Origin of the sequence: Polyangium sp. 15x6 (assembly GCF_029960785.1) — a bacterium.
In the GTDB taxonomy this organism is placed as follows: Bacteria; Myxococcota_A; Polyangia; order Polyangiales; family Polyangiaceae; genus Polyangium.
The window spans coordinates 38454-55045 of record NZ_JASBQE010000058.1; the positions used below are offsets into that span (position 1 = coordinate 38454).

Genomic DNA, 16592 nt, shown 5'->3' on the forward strand with positions numbered 1-16592 from the left:
TATGGAAGTCAGAATCGGTACGTCGCCACGAGACCGGGAGATACCGCGAACATCGAGGCGCCGGTCAGCGTGTCGGAGTCATATTTGCCCTGACCGTCCGTGCTCGCCTGGACATACCCTTGCTCGGGCACCCAGGCGGGAGGCTCGGGGACGAAAAGTACGAGGGCCGAGACCGAGAGGGCGACGTCGAGCTTTTCCGAGATTCGCATGCCAGCCCGTACCTCGGGCGCGAGGTAGACGCCGATCGCTGCCTGCGTCTCGGTGACCCGATCGACCGTATAGGGCACGCTCTCCTTGCGCCGCGTGCCGGTGGCGCTCGTCGGGTCGGGGATGTCGCGCGCGGTCGTATTGTAATGGCCGGAGCGGTCGTCCTCGGCCGAGCCGAAGAAGCCGCCCACGCCGAGGCGGAACGTGACGGGGAATCGCTCGCCCACGGTGCGCGCGACGGAGGCGCCGACCTGCGCGCCGCCGAGGGTGATGACGTCGTTGGTGAGGCCTTTGTTGGGCGCGATGTTGCCGAAGACGTGCACGTCTTCGCCGGGGCGATCCGTGAAGGCGCGGCGCGCGACGAGGCCGCCGAGCTCGACGCCCACGGCCCATTTGCGACGGATTTCGAGGCCGAAGCGGAGCGTGCCGCCGCCCCCGAGACCGAGCGAGGCCGCGCACGAGCCCGTGCAGCTCGCGTCGAGGCTGCCGCCGAACGTGGGCGCGATGGCGAACGTGGCGCCGAGCTCGCCGAAAAGGCGTTTGTCCGCCCAGAACCCCGACGGCGGGGGGACGGGCTCGAGGGCGACCGCGACGGCCTCCCGTTTGCCGGCTTCGAGCTCGACGCGTCGCTCCTCTCGGACAAACCCATTCGCGGTGATCTCGATGCGGTGCGAGCCGGCCCGGACGGGGCCTTCCCACGCGCCGCGGCCGACGCGGACGCCGTCGACGGAGATGTCGGCGGTTTTCGTCCTGGCCTCGACGCGCAGGACCGAAGGCAGCTCCTCGGCGATGAGCAGGATCGGAGTGATGAGGCTCGGGCGGACCTCGACGCGTGCCGGCTGGGTGCCGAGGCGTTTTTCGCCGCGCAGGCTGACGAGGTGGTCGCCGGACGCGACGAGCCCGCGCCAGGGCGTCTTGCCCACGGCCGCGCCGTCGATGAGGACCTCCATCGAATAGCCGGAGGCCTCGTCGACCTGGAGCCAGCCGGCGAGCTCCAGTCGCGAGAGGACGGCCGGGAGCTTGGCCGTTTTGCCTCCGACGACCTGCAATCGCGCTTCGAGCGTCTCGAAGCCGGCCTTGAAGATGCGGACGGTGCGCTCGCCGACGGGGACGTGAAGGGGGTTTTCGAGGGGCGTCGTGCCGCGGGGTTTTCCGTCGATCGAAATGGTCGCGCCGGCGGGGACGCCTTCGATGACGAGGTCGCCGACGAGCGGCCGGAGCTCGGCAATTTCGCGGAGCGCGACCTGCTTCTCCTCCTCGGTGATGCCCGGGAACGCGAGGAGCTCTTCGTTCATGTCGAACGCTTCGTCGAAGCGATTCAAGCGGCGAAGGCAAAGCGCGGCGTTTTTCTTGGCGGCGCGGGTCGGGTAAATGGAGAGCGACGTGAGGAACTCGGGCAGCGCGGCCTCCATGGAGCCGGCGTCGAAGAGCGCGAGGCCCTGCTCGAAATGCTTGCGCGCGTCGTCCTTGGCCTTGGCCTCGGCCTCGGCCGCGGGATCGGGCGGCGGGGGCGGCGGTGGAGGCGGCGGCGGGAGCGGGCCGCCTTTTTTCATCCACGAGGGCTGCGGCTTGGACGTGGTTTGTCCAGCAGGTGCATTCTGAGCGAGCGCGGACGTGACGAAGGTCGAGGCGAGCAGGGCGGCGAGGGCCTGGCAGATCGGGGAGGGGAGGGCCGCAGAGCGTTTCATTCGAAGGTTCGCGCGGGCTGGGGATCTTTGGAGGGCGTCGTTGCCGTGGGCTTCGGGACCGGGTGGGCCGCCGTCGTGACCGGCGCCGTCGTGGTCGCAGGGCCCGCCGGAGGGGCGGCCGACGAAGGCGGAGCCCCGGGCTTGGGTTTGGTGCTCGTCTGCGCGAGCTTCGGGTCGTCGCCTTCGAGCGTGAGTTTGTCCGGTAATGCGCCATTCGCGGTGACGGCGACCTCGACGCGGGTCTCGCGGCCGTCCTTGTGGATACGCAAGGCGTGGGTGCTGCCGAGCGCGCCGGAAATGGTGACGTATCCGTCGCGATCCACGGGGGCGCTGCGGCCATTGACCTCGACCTGGGCGTCGGGCGGGTTCACGAGGAGGCGCGCGGTGCGGAGCGCTTCGACCGGAGCGACGGCGGGGCCCCCTTGCGAGGAGATCCCCGCGGGAGGCGCAGAGGCGCCGCGCGCCTCGGGAGAAGCGTCGGCGTCGGTCTTCGAGGCCCGCGTGAGAATGAGGCCGGCGCCGACGGCGAGCGCGACGGCCGCGCCGAGCACGACGGGGACGAAGATACGCGACGAGGACGCGCGCGCGCCGCTTTCGGCAGGTGAGAGCGTGCTCCGCGGGTCGGAGGCGGATGCGCGGGGCGACGAGGCGCGATCTCCGCCGTCGATCGTCATCGGGGCGGCGACGGTGACATCGGTGCCGAGCTTGTTCGTGCGCGCATCGACGGCCTTGCCGCTCGACGGGATGATCTCGATGCTCGGCCGTGATCGCAAAGTCGCGCGGATCCCGGCGAGGAGGCCAAAGGCCTCGACGAGCTCGGCCATGCTCTGGAAACGCGCGGCTTTGTCGCGCGCGAGCGCTCGCTCGAAGAATCGATCGACGGCGGGGTCGAGCGAAGGGACGAGCGACGAGGGCGGCGGGGCGTCGTCGGTGCAGATCGTGACGAGGAGCTTGCCGATGTTCTCGGCCTCGTCGAAGGGGAGGCGGCCCGTGATCGACTCGTACAGGATGACGCCGATCGACCAGAGATCGCTGCGGTGATCGACCTGCTTGGTCTCGCGGATCTGCTCGGGGCTCATGTACGAGGGAGAGCCGAGCATCACGCCGGAGCTCGTGGAGGTGGCGGGGCCGGTGATCGTGACGTCCTTGGCGATGCCGAAATCGAGGACCTTGACGATCTCGTCGTCGCCGCTCCGCGCGAGGAAGATGTTGCCGGGCTTGAGGTCGCGGTGGACGATGCCGAGGTCGTGCGCGCGGCGGAGCGCTTTGCCGAGAGGCTCGAGGATGCGGTAGGCCTCGGCGAGATCGAGGCGGCCGCCGCGCTCGAGGCGCCTGCCGAGGTCCTCGCCTTCGAGCAGCTCCATCACGATGTACGGGATGCCGTCCTCGACCCCGTAGTCGAGGACCTGCACGACGTGCGGGCTCTTGATGAGGGCCGCGGCTTTGGCCTCGCGCTCGAATCGCTGCCGGAGCGATTCGTTCGCCGCGATGCTGCCCTCCATGAACTTCACGGCGACGTCGGTGTCGAGCAGCTGGTGGCGAGCGACCCAGACCGCGCCCATGCCGCCCTTGGCGAGAGGTCGTTCGAGCCGAAGCTTGCCGCCGATGATGGCGCCTTCTGCGATGGACACGCCCCGACACCCCTCTCGTGAGCCCGACCGTGCGCGGGCAAAATGAAGCCACCTGCGAGCATATCATGATCCGAAGGCAGGGCTCCATGGCGAGCTTTCGCCCGCGCACGCGGAAACCACATCGACGTGGAGGGTCGATCGGCCGTAGGCTCGACATCTCTTCGCCCTCGTGATGCCCGTTCTCCATCCTCGCTCCGCCCGCGTCGTCCGTCGCCTCCTCGCGCTCGGGGCGCGCCTCGTCGTGCCGCTCGTTCTTGTCGCAGTGTCAGGCGGTTGCCGGTCGAAGGAGTGCGTGCCGGGTCAGCAGGTCGCGTGCGCATGTCCGGCGGGCGCGCAGGGGACGCAGGTCTGCGACGACGAGGGGGCGCGGTATTCGCCGTGCGCCTGTGATGCGCCGGCCGCCGAGACGGCCGCGCGAGGCGTGGAGCCGCCGCGGCCGCGGCCGGTGCTCGCGAAGAAGCAAATTCGTTGCGGGACGAACGTTTGTGATACGGCGTGCTGCGCGACGTTCGAGCCGCCGTCGTGCACGCAGGACGGCAGATCGTGCCCGCGGACGGCGAACGGGGAGGGCGTGATCTTCGAGTGCGACGGGCCCGAGGATTGCGGCGCGGAGGCGTGTTGCCTGATCCCGGGCGACCGGACGATCGCGGCCGTGTGCGTGCCGAAAGGCGAGTGCGCGGGGACCTTCACGCACCCGCGGCTCGGGACGACGGTGTCGCCGCGCGTGGTTTGTCACGTGAACCAGGATTGCGCGCTGTCTGCGGTCTGCTCGCCGGCGGGCGCCGTGGCGGGCATTTCGGTGTGCAAGTAAAGCGCGTCAACGCGGGCGCGGTTCGAGGAGGGAGCGGTCGATCGACGCGAGCGAGGGGCAGCCGGAAAGCGCCATGGCCGTCGCGAGCTCGTCGCGCAGGATGTCGAGGACCCGGAGGACGCCCGCCTCGCCGGCCGCCGCGAGGCCCCAGAGGACGGGCCGGCCGAGCATGACCGCCCTCGCCCCGAGCGCCAGGGCCTTGAGCACGTCCGTCCCCCAGCGCACGCCGCCGTCGACGAGCACGGGGACGCGGCCGGAAGCCGCCGCGACGACGCGCGGCAGGACGTCGAGCGTGGCCGGCGCGCCGTCGAGCTGACGCGCGCCGTGGTTCGAGACGATGATGCCGGCGGCGCCGGCGTCGATCGCGCGCAATGTATCGTCCGGACGAACGATTCCTTTGAGGAGCAACGGCAAGCGGGTGATGCCGCGCAGCCAGTCGACGTCGCGCCAGGAGAGCGAGGCGTCGTGCCGTGACGCAATGTACCGGTGGAGGGCCGAGCCCGAGGCGCCGGCGGCGACGTTCGTGTTCACGAGGTTCGCCATGACGAGGCCGGTTGGCAGGCCGAACCCGTTGCGCACGTCGCGGAGGCGGCGGCCGAGGATGGGGGTGTCGACGGTGAGGACGATGGCGCGATAGCCGGCGGCCTCGGCGCGCTCGACGAGCGAGCGGGTGAGCTCACGGTCATTGTGGACGTAGAGCTGGAACCAGAGCGGGCCATTCGAGGCGCGCGCGATGTCTTCGAGGGAGGTCGTGGCGAGGGTGGAGACGGTATAAACGGTGCCGGCGCGGGCAGCGGCGCGGGCGGTCGCGAGCTCGCCCTCGGGGTGCGCGAGCTTGTGGTAGGCCGTCGGCGCGATGAGGATCGGCATCGACACGGGCGCGCCGAGGATCTCGGTTTCGAGGGTGAGGCGCGAGACGTCGACGAGCACGCGCGAATGGATCTGCCAGCGGCGATAGGCGCGGAGGTTCTCCCGGAGCGTGCGCTCGGCGTCGGCGCCGGAGCGATAATAATCGTACGCCATGGCCGAGAGCACGGCGCGCGCGGACTTCTCGAAATCACGGACGGTCAGGAGGCCGGAGGAGGCGTCCCGCTGCGGGGCGTGGAGCGGTGGGTTCCCGGAGTCGTCGCTCGAATGCATGTCGCGCCGTTTTTACCACCAACGGTGATGATCGACGAGAATCCCGTGGAGGGGCGCGAGGAGGGGCTCGATTGCTGAGTATTGGAGGCGCTTCGCTGGGGCGTTGCCCCAGGCCCCACCAGGGGCTGTCCGCCCCTGGACCCGGGGCCTGCGCAAGCGCTGGACCCGGGGTCGATGAACTGCGCGATGCGCAGTTCATCGAACGGGCCGAGGCAAGACCGGCGACGACCCTGCCAACCGAGACCGCCGCGACCGGCAACGTTGCCCGTGGTCTTGCCACCGGCCTGTGGGAAGAACTGCGCATCGCGCAGTTCTTCCCCCTGAGGTCCAGGGCTTGCCCTGGTTCGGGTCGAGGGGCGAACAGCCCCCGCGGGGCCCGGGGCAGCGCCCCGGCGCGGCGGCCCCAAGAAGAGACCCTACGGCGGCAGAGGGCGCACGAGCACGAGGGCGTCGGCCTTGCCCGCGAGGAGACGAAGCTCGGCATTGCCCTTGGCTCCGGCGTCGCCCGCGCAGAGGCGGTCGGCCAGAACGAACCGGCCGCGGGTGACGGTGTTCTCGCCGGTAGCGGCGTTGGCGAGGCGGAGATCGAGGCCCGTGCCGCCGCGATCGAGCGCCGCCGTGACCTCGACGCAGCCGCGCGCGGGGACATCGAAGGGCAAGGCCGTGCGCGCGCCCGCGTCGAGCGAGACGGCCTGGGCCCCGGAAGCGGACGCGGCCGAGATGCGCGCGCCGCCGGCGTCGAGGACGGCGAGCAGGCGCGCGGCCGCGAGCGGATGCGCGACGAGCGCGGCGGGCGCGGCGTCGTCCTTGCGCAGCTCGACCGCGAAGGGGCCGGGGCGCGCGAGGGCCTCGACGTCGAGCCGCGCTGGGCCGCTCGGGCCACAAGCGAAGAGCGTGACGCCCGCGCCGCCGCGGCCCTCGGCGAGCAGCGCGCCACGATCGTTCCAGAGCGAGGCCGCGGCGTCGGCGAGCGGCTTGCCCGCGACGACGTCGATGCGCGCGCAGCCGGCGGGCAAATCGAGCGAGGCGGCGGCGCGGCTGCCGAGCTTGGCCGAGCCGACGAGCACGGTCTTCGGGGCGCCGAGGCCCTTGCCGGCGAGGTCCTTCGCGAGGGCCGCGCGGGCCTGGTCGAGCTCGCGGGCCTCGGTGACGTGCTCGGCGCGCGCGGAGGGGTCGAGGGCCGCGCCCGCGCCCGGCGCCGAGCGGCTCGCCACGACGGCGGCGAGGCCGGTGGAGGCGCGCGGGCGGATCGCGACCGTCACCTCGTTCGTCGTGGCGGAGCAGAGCACGATCGAGCGGTCGCGGCCGCGATCCTTGCCACGCGCGAGGATGCGGCCCGCGGGGTCCTCTGCGACGACTTCGAGCGAGCCGACCTCGTCGCTCGGGGAGACGAAGACGTCGAGGCAGCGGCCTGCCTCGACGGCGATCGTGAGGCGCGTGGCGGCGCGTGGCGCGACGGGCACGGCCGCGCGGCGCACGTCCTCCCAGCGGCCGCCGAGCCAGGCGCGATGCGCGATGAGCTTTGCTTCGAGCCCGGGCCACGCTTCGAGCCGGCCCGTCTCGCCGCCGGATCGGCCGCGCGCGCCGGCGGCTTGCTCCACCGCGGCCATGGCGGACGTCGGCACGCTCTGCACGCCCAGGCCGACGAGGCCCGAGCCCGCCACGACACGCGCCGCGAGCCAGAGCCGCTTCGGGTGCGGCGGGCAGACGAGGAGCGCCGGGCGCGCGTCCGTCGACTCGTCGACGGCGAAGCTCGCGCCGTCGTCCTCGTACGCGAAGAGATCCACGTCGACGACCGAGGGCGATCCGCGCGCCATGACGAGCGCGCACGCGTCGAGCGGGATCTCGACGAAGGCGCCGAACTTGTCGCCCTCGGAGAGGTACTCCGAGGCGACGACCTCGAGCGCGCCTGCGCCCGCTTCCTTCACACGCGCGGCGTCCGCGGCGAGGAGCGCGTGTCCATCGGCCTTCCCCGGGAGCACGCGTGGAGGCGCGGGGCGCGCCGCCGCGGGCTTTTCCGGTTTCACGGGCGCGCCGCCGCACCCCGCGACGAGCGCGGCAAGCGCGAGCGAGGCGATACGAACGGGCAGACGCTTCAAGGTTCGCCCCCTCCGAGCGCGAAGAGCGCGAACGTCCACCAGACGCCCGAGCCGCGCGCCTCGACGTCGATCCGCGCCGACTCCTCGCTCTCGGCGCAGAACGCGAGCACGGCGCCCTCGGGACGATCGACCACCTCGTCGCGCACGTACTTGTCGCCGACGGTCGCCGCGAGCCTTAGGCCCCGCGACTCGCCCCGCGCGACCGCGAGGGCCGCGAGGTAACAGCGCCCCGGCTCCAGCGTGATCGGCACCATCGTCGGGCCCGCGACGCCGAGCGATTCGAAGACGGGCGCCGTCGTGGGCTCGGGCGCGTTTCGCCTGCGGAGCGCGTACGCGAAGCCGGCACGCGTGCGCGCGCCCCAGTGGTTCGGGATCGCCCGCGGGATCGCCCAGACCGCGTCCGTCGCCATCATCGGCACCACGCCCGCCGCGCCCGCGAACGGCACGGTGACGCGCGTCGCTTCGCCGAGGCAGAAGTCGAGCCGCGCGTCCGCGGTCTCGCTGCGATCGCGGGCGAGCACGCGGCCCGCGTCGTCGCGCGCTTCTGCGTCGACATCCGTCGCGCGGTGCGGGAAGGTCGGGGGCACGGCGGCCATGATCTGCACGCGGTGGCAGCCTTCGCCGAGGCGGAGCTGGTACTCGCCCGCGCCCTCGGCCGAGGCGACCATGGGCACGCGCGTGAACCGCTCCGCACCTTCGGCGTGCGCTCGCTCCTCGGCGCGGACCGTGCGCTCGGCGAGCGGACCCGGCTCGATGGGCCTCCCTGGATTGCCGCGCGGCGCGACGAGGCCGAAGGCGCGCTCGGGCAGGGCCTCGCGGTGATCGCCGAGCGGCGCGGGCGATCGCGCCACGAGGACCTCGAGCGCGCCGCGGGGCGAGCGCATCGAGACGACGAGCCGATCGAGATCGGCGCGCCGCGGGCCGCATCGAACGAGCGACACGGCGCCGAGCGAGCTCTTCGTGCCGCGATCCTCGGCGTCGACCGTGGGATGGCCCTGCGGCAGCAGGCCCGGCGGGAACGTGGGGCCGTCGGCCTCGGCGGCCGTGAGCACGGCGAAGTCGGCGCTCGGCGCGCCGAGGAAGACGACCGTCGTGCAGCCGGGCACCTCGTCCTCGGGGCGCTCTTGCGAGACCTCGACGCGCTTGTTCCGACCGTGTTCGAGGAAGACCGTCGGCAGGCGCGCGGTCTCGGCGCCGCGGGCTTTCCAGGTGCGCGCGAGGCGATCGGCGTCCTCGGCGAGCTCGGCCTTCGCGCCGGGCGCGGCGAAGACGAAGAGGGCGCCCGTGATCAGGGCTGCGAGCGAGGCCCCGCGGCGAGCACCTCTGCGATCTCGGGCCGCAGCACCTCGGGCGGCGGCGCTTCGCCGCGCGCGAGCATCGCGAGGATCTCCGCCTCGGTGAGCGTGATCCACGTGGACGTGTCCCCGGGGGCGCTCCGCGAGGTCGCCATCGAGTTCGTCCGGGTGGAGTGAAACGCGTCCTCGAAGCAAAGTGGCACGACCCCGAGCTCTCCGGGAGCATAGACGCGGAACGCCCGCTCTGCACCGCTCACGCCGCCTGCGTACGTCGATCCGACCAGGAGGGCGTGGGAACACCCGTGGTTCTGGCACACGATCGCGTCGAGCACCGCCTGCCGCCCCCCGCCGCGCCGCGCCGGCAGGCCCGCCGACAGGACCACCCGCTCCGCCGGGAAATACCGCTCGACGAGGACCTCGTGCGAGCGCAGGCGCATGGAAAGGCTCGCCGCCTCCGGCTCGCCGTCGCCTTCGAGCGCCTCGATCACCTGGAACCACAGCCCTCCCGTGATCTCCAGCGCCACCTTCGCCAGGTGCTCCTCGGCCCGACGCGGCAGCGATCGCGCGCGTATGCCTGCGACGGTCGTGAGGCCCCGTGCCCTGAACATCTTCCGCGTCGTGCCCACGCCGTGGAGCGAGGGCCCTGTGTTCGGTTCGAACACGGACACCTGGCCGCCCACGAGCACGGGCCCGCGCGCAAGGGCCCGCGCGAGATCCGGATCCTCCTCGCCGAGCGGCGAGGCGAGCGACGTCGGCGGGCGGTACACGTCGTTCACCTCGATCATCGCCACGGTTCGACCGTCCCGTGCCCGCAGCGTGGCTATCGCGCCGATGCGCAGCCCCCCGGCCACCTCCTCGCTCACGGGCAGCGTGATCGGCACGGGCCAGGCCAGGCCGTTTTCGAGCCGCATCTCCCTCGCGACACGAAGGAAATCCTTCTCGCCGAGGAACCCCTTCAGCGGCGAGAGCGCGCCCGTCGCGAAGAGCGCGACGTCGATCTCGGCCTCCGCGTCGAGGTCGATCACCGGCTTCGATCGCAGGTATTCGGCGAGCTGCCCCCGCGGGGCCGAGGTCGTGGCGCGGCTCGTGAGCTCTCCTCCGTGCGGCCATCCGAGCGGCGGCGGGCGGAGATGCGCGCGCACGCCACCCACGCTCCGCTTCAGCGCAGGGACGTACCCGAGCTCCTCCAGCCGCGCGACGATCCGCGCGAGGCTCTTTTCCTTGCTCTCGCGGTCCGTGTACACGGTGACCTCGGGCGACTCGGGCGGCTCGTACGGGTCGTCGATCCCCGTAAACCCCTTGATCTCGCCCGCCAGCGCCTTGCGGTAGAGGCCCTTCGGATCCCGCTCGGCGAGCGCGTCGATCGACGCCGAGCAGTACACCTCGACGAACCTCTCGACGGCCGCGCGTTGCTCGTCGCGGATCGCTCGGAACGGGCTGATCGCGCCGGTGATCGCGCACGCGCCGCTCCGCGCGACGAGCTTCGCCACGAAGCCGATGCGGCGCACGTTGGTGTCGCGATCCTCCCGGGAAAAACCGAGCCCCTTCGACAGGTGCGTGCGCACCTCGTCGCCGTCGAGCACCTCGACGTGCACGCCGCGCGTGCGGAGCTCCGCCGCGAGCAGCGCGCCGAGCGTGCTCTTGCCGGCGCCGGAGAGACCCGTGAACCAGACGACGAAGCCGCTCACGTCGCGTTACTCCTCGACGACCGTGATCGCTTGGGCCACGAAGACCCGCGCCTCCGCGTCCCACACGAAGAGCCGGTGCTCGTCGATCTTGCCGTCGCGCACGCTCGTCACGAGGAACGCGAGCGGCCAGGCCGGGCCCGGGCCCATCGTGATCTCGCCGCCCTCGTGCGCGGGCGGCTCACCCATGCTCATCACCGCCGCGTCCGTGGGGCTGAAGTACGCGCCCGCGTCGAGGTGCGAGTGATAGAGGATCTTCACGGGGCGGCCTTCACGCGCCGCGGCGCGGACCGCGTCGTCGAACTTCTTCTCGTTGAACGAGAAGTACGTGCGCGCCGTGCGGAAGTACCGCTCCGGATCGATCGCATGCAGCTTGTTCGCGACGTTCTGCAGGATCACGGCCTCGTCGCAGTGGAGCGGGATCGAAGCGGGGCCGCGCAGATACCCGCACGCCTCCTCGTCCGCCGCGTACCCCCGGAGCGCGTCCTTCTCCACGACGGCGAGCGCGGCGCGCGTGATCGTCAGGTTGCCGCGCGTCCACGGATGATCCGTCACCATAGATAACGCCTCTCCCATTTCATCGGCGCGAAGTATCGATCGCCGCGATCACACACGATCGCGACCACGCACCCGCCGCCTACCGTCTGGTGCAGCTCCTTGGCGATCTCCACGGCCGCGAACACGTTCGCCCCGCTCGAATGCCCGACGAGCAGCGCCTCCTCGCGCGCCAGCCTGTCGGCCATGTCCCAGCCGTCCTCCGTGGTGACCCTCCGCGTCTCGTCGTAGGCGCTCGCGTCGTGGATCGCCGGCACGAGCGAGCTCGGCAGGTGCTTCAGCCCTTCGAGCCCGTGCATGGCCTCCGTGGGCTCGACCGCGACGCAGCGGATCGGGCGCGTGTGCTCCTTCAACCGGCGCGACGTGCCCACGATCGTCCCGCTCGTGCCGATCCCCGCGACGAAGTGCGTGATGCGATCGCCGAGGGCGTCGAGGATCTCCACGGCCGTGCCGTGGTAGTGCGCGAGCGGGTTGTTCGGGTTCGAGTACTGGTCCGGGTAGAAATAGACTTCCGGATCCTTCGCCACGATCTCGCGCACGTACCGGATCGCCCCGTCGGAGCCCTCCATCGGATCGCTGAAGATGATCTCCGTGCCGAAGGCGCGCGCGATGTCCTTGCGCGCCTTGGTCACGTTCGAGGGCATGACGAGGCGCACGGGCACGCCGAGCGCGGCGCCGAAGATCGAATACGCGACGCCCGTGTTGCCGCTCGTCGAGTCGATGAGGATCTTGCCCGAGCCGAGCTTCCCCTCCTCGATCGCCTTCGTCATCATCCGCAGCGCGGCCCGGTCCTTCACCGAGCCGCCGGGGTTCGCGAACTCGAGCTTCGCGTACACCTCGACGCTCGGCGCCTCTCGGGCCACGCGATCGAGGCGGACGAGCGGCGTGTTGCCGACGGCCTCGGTCACCGAGCCGAAGCGGCGCGACCGCACGAGCGACGACCGCATCCTAGGCGTCGCTGCCGCCCGCGATCGCGGGCACGATCGAGACCTGATCCGTCGGCTTGACCTCGGACTTCAGGCCCTCGAGGAAGCGGATGTCCTCGTCGCCGACGAAGATGTTCACGTGGCGGCGGACGCCCTTCGCGTCGAGCAGCCGGTCGCGGAAGCCCGGGTGGCGCTTCTCGAGGTCCTCGATGATCTCGCCGACGGTCGTGCCCGTCGCTTCGACCTCGTCTTTGTTCGCGGTCAGCGTGCGCATGGGGGTGGGGATACGAACGACAGGCATGTGGATCTCTCCGTGGGATGCGTTGATCTCGCTGCTACTTGAAGTACTCGTCGAGGCTGAAATATCGCTCCCCCGTGTCACAGAGCACCGTGACCACGTTGGCGCCGGGGCCGAGCTCGCGCGCGACGTCGAGCGCGACCCGGACGGCCGCGCCCGCGCTGATCCCCACGAGCAGCCCCTCCTTGCGGGCGAGCGCGACCTTCGTCTCGTACGCCGCCCGATCGCTCACCGTACGCACCTCGTCGACGTGCTCGGGGTGATAGTTCTTCGGCACGAACCCCGGCGCCAGGCCCTGGATCTTCGTGGGCCCGCGCTCGCCGCGCGAGATCGTGGCGCAGGCCTCGGGCTCGACGGCGACGATCCGGGGACGCGGGCTCCTCCGGCGCAAGAGCTCGCCGACGCCGCTCACGGTGCCGCCGGTGCCGACGCCCGCGACGAACGCGTGGATCGGCTCGTTCGCCATCGCCTGCAGGATCTCGCGGGCCGTCGTCTCGCCGTGGACGCGCGGGTTCTCGGGGTTGTCGAACTGCGCCGGCATGAACGCGCCCTTCGTCGTCTCGACGATCTCGCGCGCCTTCGTGATGGCGCCTTCCATCTGCTCTTCGGCTTCGGTGAGGATCACCTCGGCGCCGTACGCTTCGAGGAGCTGCCTCCGTTCGAGGCTCATGCTCGCGGGCATCGTCAGCACGCAGCGATAGCCCTTCGCCGCGCAGACGAGCGCGAGCCCGATCCCCGTGTTTCCGCTCGTCGGCTCGACGACGACGCCGCCCGGACCGAGCGCGCCGCTCGCCTCGGCGGCCTCGATCATCGCGAGGCAGATGCGGTCCTTCACGGAGCCGCCCGGGTTCTGCTGCTCGGCTTTCGCGAAGACGCGGCCGCGCGGCGTATCCACGTCGACCCCCTGGATCTCGAAGAGCGGCGTGTCGCCGACGAGGTCGAGCACCGAGCCGACCACGCGCGGATGCGAGGGCAATGCAGGCTTTTTCCCGGGCTCGTGCATCACGCTCCTAGATGACGTAGTCGACCCGCTCGGCCGCGCCGCGGCGCAACCCGAGGGCCTCGCCGCGCTGCACGACGTCGGCGATGGAGATGTCGTCGAAGGCTTTTTCGATGGCGACCGCGAGGTCCTTGAAGGCCGCGGCCGTCGCGTCCGGGCCGCAGGGCTCGGCGCCGCGCGGGCCTTCGTCCTCGGTGGGGCAGACGACGAGCGGGCCTTCGAGGGCGCGGAAGACGTCGCCGATCGTGATCTCGGAGGCGGGCTTGGCGAGGTGATAGCCGCCGCGGGGCCCACGCTTCGCGCCGAGGAGGCCGGCCTTCTTCAGGTCCTGGAAGATCTGCTCCAGAAAGCGCGCGGGGATCATCTCGCGCTCGGCGATCTCGCGGATCTGCGTGGGGCGCCCGTCGTTGTGGAAGGCGATGTCGAACAACGCCCGCACCCCGTAGCGGCCCTTGTTGGACAGCTTCACGAGGAACCGATGTAGGTTGTTGCATCGGAAAAGTCAAGAAACCGCGCCGCCGACCCGATCCGATGTGTCCTCCAGAACAAGGTAGCACCGCCTCGACCCGATCCGAGACCGCCTCGACCCGGTCGGCGACCGCCTCGACCCGGTCGTTCGACCCCCTCGAACCGGTCGGCGACCGCCTCGACCCGATCGTTCGACCCCCTCGAACCGGTCGGCGACCGCCTCGACCCGGTCGATCGACCTCCTCGACCCGATCGGCGACCTCCTCGACCCGATCGGCGACCGCCTCGACCCGGTCGCCGACCGCCTCGACCCGATTGATGAGACAGCAAGTTTCCGTCTGCATCGACTTTCGTGCGCGCGCGTTCAACCTGCGCGCATCGATTTCGCAGCTCGATGAACCCCAGCGCCCCTTCGAGGATCGCAATGGCCCCGCGCCGCGATGCGTTTTTCTCGGGTGTCATGGTCCTGAAGAGGGATCCGGAGAATGCCATGCCCATCCTTCCCGTCCCCGTCGGCTCGCTCGTGCTCGATTGTTCGAAGCACGCTTCGTTTCTCATCGATCTCCCGCATCGCGCCCTGCGCGGCCTGCTCGTCGAGCGCCCCGGATTCTCCGAGGCGGTCTCGGAGGTCGTCGCCAATCAGGCCAGCGTCGGGCCCAAGGCCGGCGTCACGCAGGACGACATCGACGCGATCCTGGTCGACAATGCCCACATCGCCGATATCGACGCGGTCCTGCCCGCCGCCCGCAAGCTCGTCGAGCTGCTCGAAGAGAGCCGCGCGCATTACGACGACGACAGACAACGCAGGATCCACGCGATCGCGAACCTGATCGAGGGCCGCGCGCGCACGACGGGGATCGCCGAGCTGCTCGCGAAATACGACAAGACCCGCGCGTACCGCTCGGCCACCGGCGTGAAGGGCGCCAAGACGCGCAGGGCCAAGAAGAAGAAGGCGGAGAGCACCTCCCCCGCGCCCTCGAGCCCGGCCGATTCCCGATAAACGTTGGCTGCCCCGCCTCCCTCCCGCCTCACCCGGCCCTCGGGCCGGGTGTTTGGCCTTCCAAATCGAAGCCTTCCCCTCCCGGCGAGCGCCGAGTATCCTGCACGGGTGTCCCGCAGGCCCATCCCTACCTGGTTCTTCGCGATGGTCGTCGTGCGGCGTGGTGACGAGTACCTGCTCGTGCACGAGCGCGGGCACGGGCAAACGTGGTACCTGCCCGGCGGGCGCGTGGAGCCGGGCGAGCGGATCGTCGACGCCGCGGTGCGCGAGACGCTCGAAGAGGCCGGCGTGCGCGCGGCGATCCAGGGCGTCCTGCGCGTCGAGCACTCGCCGCACCCGAGCGGGACGGCGCGCTGCCGCGTGTTTTTCCTGGCGAAGCCCGACGGCGACCCGACCCCGAAGAGCGAGGCCGACGAGCACTCCCTCGGCGCCCGCTGGGTGAAGCTCGACGAGCTCGCCGGTCTGCCCCTGCGCGGCGAGGAGGCCCGCGAGATCCTGAATGCGGTCGCCGCGGGCGCCCCCTCGTATCCGCTCTCCGTGCTCACGTACGAGGGCGCCTCGTGGTCGCCTCGACGTTAAAAGCGATTGCTCATTTGCTGAGCTCGGCCGCCCGCGCGGCGACGGTCTTGTCCTTGTCGTTCTTGAACTTGGCGACGTAGGCCGGGCCGTCCTTGGGATCGCAGCCGATGACGGCCTCCATCGCGTAAGACCGCGTGTTTCCGTGGACGGTGGTGGCGTCCGTGAGGCGACGGGCGGCCTTGCTCCCCTTCTTGCGCTGGGCGGGCGTGAGGTCGCTCCGCTTGCAGACCTTTTGCAGCGCCATTCCCATCTCGAAGCTGACGTTTTTCTTCACGTCGACGGTGGAGAGGTCGTCGAGGAGCTCGTCCGTGAAGGACGCGCACTTGCTGATCGAGGCGATCCTCTCCGACGCGCGGCTCTTGACGAAATCGTCCTTGTCGGCGCGAAGGGCGTTGATGGCCTTGCAGGCTTCGTCGGGAAAGTGCGGGGCGAGGTCGCCGAGCGCATTCAGCCCGTAAGCGCGCCGGGAGGAGGACGCTTCTTTGCTGGCCTCGATCGCGTAGGCCACGACCTTGGGGTCACGATTCGTGCCGCCAAAGCCCACGGTGCGCAGGAACGCGTCCGTGTAATCCGATACCGGGTGCGCCTTGGCGATCGCGATCGCCCGATCGATTTTGCCCACCTTGACGAGGGGGAGGCCGCCGACGAACCGCCCGAACAGATCGACGAGGTTCTCGTCGCGCTCCTTCTCGGCCGCGTCGAGCACGGCGTCCACCTGCGCGGCGTCGGCGGTGTCTTCGTTCAGCGTCTGGTTGAGCTTCTCGGCCGCGACGCGTCGCTCCTTGGGATCCTGGCTGCCGAGCATCTTCAAGAGCTCGGGGTTCGCCTTGCCATTCTCGAACGCTTGCTCGGCGTCGAGCCATTGCCGGAGGGCTTCGCAGTCGTCGAGCGAGCCGTTCTCGTCGGGGGTGCAGGCCATCGCGGCCTTGCGCAGCTCCGCGAAGCTCGGCTCCGGGGGCTCGGCATCGCCTTCGCCCTCCTCGGAGGGAGGCGCTTCGGCCGCAGCTTCGCCCTCGGGCGCGGCCGTTTCGGATTTCGGGGCTGCTTTCGTGGTGTCGGCCGAGGCGGGCGGCGGCGTGGAAGCGCCGCAACCCGCGGCGAGCGCGGCGATCGAGAGAACGAGTGCGAGGGAGAACCGACCTTCGAGCATGGCGGCGTCCCGTAGTCGATTCTACGTCACGCGGGAAGCCGATTCTGCGTATACTCCCGC

Annotated in this window: 14 protein-coding genes; 3 read left to right on the forward strand and 11 right to left on the reverse strand. The window is 71.1% G+C overall.

From position 1 onward, the window contains the following. Window positions 1–8 precede the first annotated feature (8 nt). Window positions 9–1895, reverse strand: a complete 1887-nt coding sequence (locus QHF83_RS33520; RefSeq protein WP_282422085.1) for a PEGA domain-containing protein — start codon at window positions 1893–1895, stop codon at window positions 9–11. Further along, window positions 1892–3526, reverse strand: a complete 1635-nt coding sequence (locus tag QHF83_RS33525) for a serine/threonine-protein kinase (RefSeq protein ID WP_282422086.1) — start codon at window positions 3524–3526, stop codon at window positions 1892–1894. The genes QHF83_RS33520 and QHF83_RS33525 overlap by 4 nt, the downstream gene beginning before the upstream one ends. A 172-nt stretch (window positions 3527–3698) precedes the next feature. Between QHF83_RS33525 and QHF83_RS33530 the strand changes: the two genes are divergently transcribed. Then, window positions 3699–4337, forward strand: a complete 639-nt coding sequence (locus tag QHF83_RS33530) for a hypothetical protein (protein ID WP_282422087.1) — start codon at window positions 3699–3701, stop codon at window positions 4335–4337. Between the two features lie 6 nt (window positions 4338–4343). Here QHF83_RS33530 and QHF83_RS33535 read toward each other — a convergent pair whose 3' ends face one another. From QHF83_RS33535 to QHF83_RS33570, 8 genes are all read right to left on the reverse strand, one after another. Beyond that, window positions 4344–5477: an alpha-hydroxy acid oxidase gene (locus QHF83_RS33535; RefSeq protein WP_282422088.1), complete on the reverse strand. Its 1134-nt coding sequence runs from the start codon at window positions 5475–5477 to the stop codon at window positions 4344–4346. Between the two features lie 416 nt (window positions 5478–5893). After that, window positions 5894–7576 carry a hypothetical protein gene (locus tag QHF83_RS33540; protein ID WP_282422089.1) on the reverse strand — a complete coding sequence of 561 codons (1683 nt, stop codon included), beginning with the start codon at window positions 7574–7576 and terminating at the stop codon, window positions 5894–5896. A 1288-nt stretch (window positions 7577–8864) separates the two neighbouring features. Then, window positions 8865–10559, reverse strand: a complete 1695-nt coding sequence (gene cysC, locus QHF83_RS33545; RefSeq protein WP_282422090.1) for an adenylyl-sulfate kinase — start codon at window positions 10557–10559, stop codon at window positions 8865–8867. Between the two features lie 6 nt (window positions 10560–10565). Next, window positions 10566–11114: a Mov34/MPN/PAD-1 family protein gene (locus QHF83_RS33550; RefSeq protein WP_282422091.1), complete on the reverse strand. Its 549-nt coding sequence runs from the start codon at window positions 11112–11114 to the stop codon at window positions 10566–10568. Next, entirely contained in the window at window positions 11108–12043 is a 936-nt protein-coding gene (locus QHF83_RS33555) for a cysteine synthase family protein (RefSeq protein ID WP_282422092.1), read from the reverse strand. Before QHF83_RS33555 ends, QHF83_RS33550 begins: the two co-directional genes overlap by 7 nt. 16 nt (window positions 12044–12059) lie before the next feature. Then, window positions 12060–12338, reverse strand: coding sequence for a MoaD/ThiS family protein (locus QHF83_RS33560; RefSeq protein WP_282422093.1), 279 nt, complete (start codon window positions 12336–12338; stop codon window positions 12060–12062). 34 nt (window positions 12339–12372) lie between these two features. After that, the gene (gene cysK / locus QHF83_RS33565) at window positions 12373–13338 is read right to left on the reverse strand and encodes a cysteine synthase A (RefSeq protein ID WP_282422094.1); all 966 of its coding nucleotides are present in this window, start codon (window positions 13336–13338) and stop codon (window positions 12373–12375) included. Window positions 13339–13345: 7 nt separating this feature from the next. Next, a complete protein-coding gene (locus QHF83_RS33570) occupies window positions 13346–13804 on the reverse strand; it encodes an Rrf2 family transcriptional regulator (protein WP_282422095.1) in 459 nt (152 codons plus the stop codon). A 489-nt stretch (window positions 13805–14293) separates the two neighbouring features. Here QHF83_RS33570 and QHF83_RS33575 point away from each other — a divergent pair, with 489 nt between their 5' ends. Continuing rightward, a complete protein-coding gene (locus tag QHF83_RS33575) occupies window positions 14294–14803 on the forward strand; it encodes a hypothetical protein (protein ID WP_282422096.1) in 510 nt (169 codons plus the stop codon). A gap of 108 nt (window positions 14804–14911) precedes the next feature. Further along, window positions 14912–15382 carry an NUDIX hydrolase gene (locus QHF83_RS33580; RefSeq protein WP_282422097.1) on the forward strand — a complete coding sequence of 157 codons (471 nt, stop codon included), beginning with the start codon at window positions 14912–14914 and terminating at the stop codon, window positions 15380–15382. Between the two features lie 10 nt (window positions 15383–15392). Here the strand turns inward: QHF83_RS33580 and QHF83_RS33585 are convergent, their stop codons facing one another. Further along, window positions 15393–16532, reverse strand: a complete 1140-nt coding sequence (locus tag QHF83_RS33585) for a hypothetical protein (RefSeq protein WP_282422098.1) — start codon at window positions 16530–16532, stop codon at window positions 15393–15395. Window positions 16533–16592 lie beyond the last annotated feature (60 nt).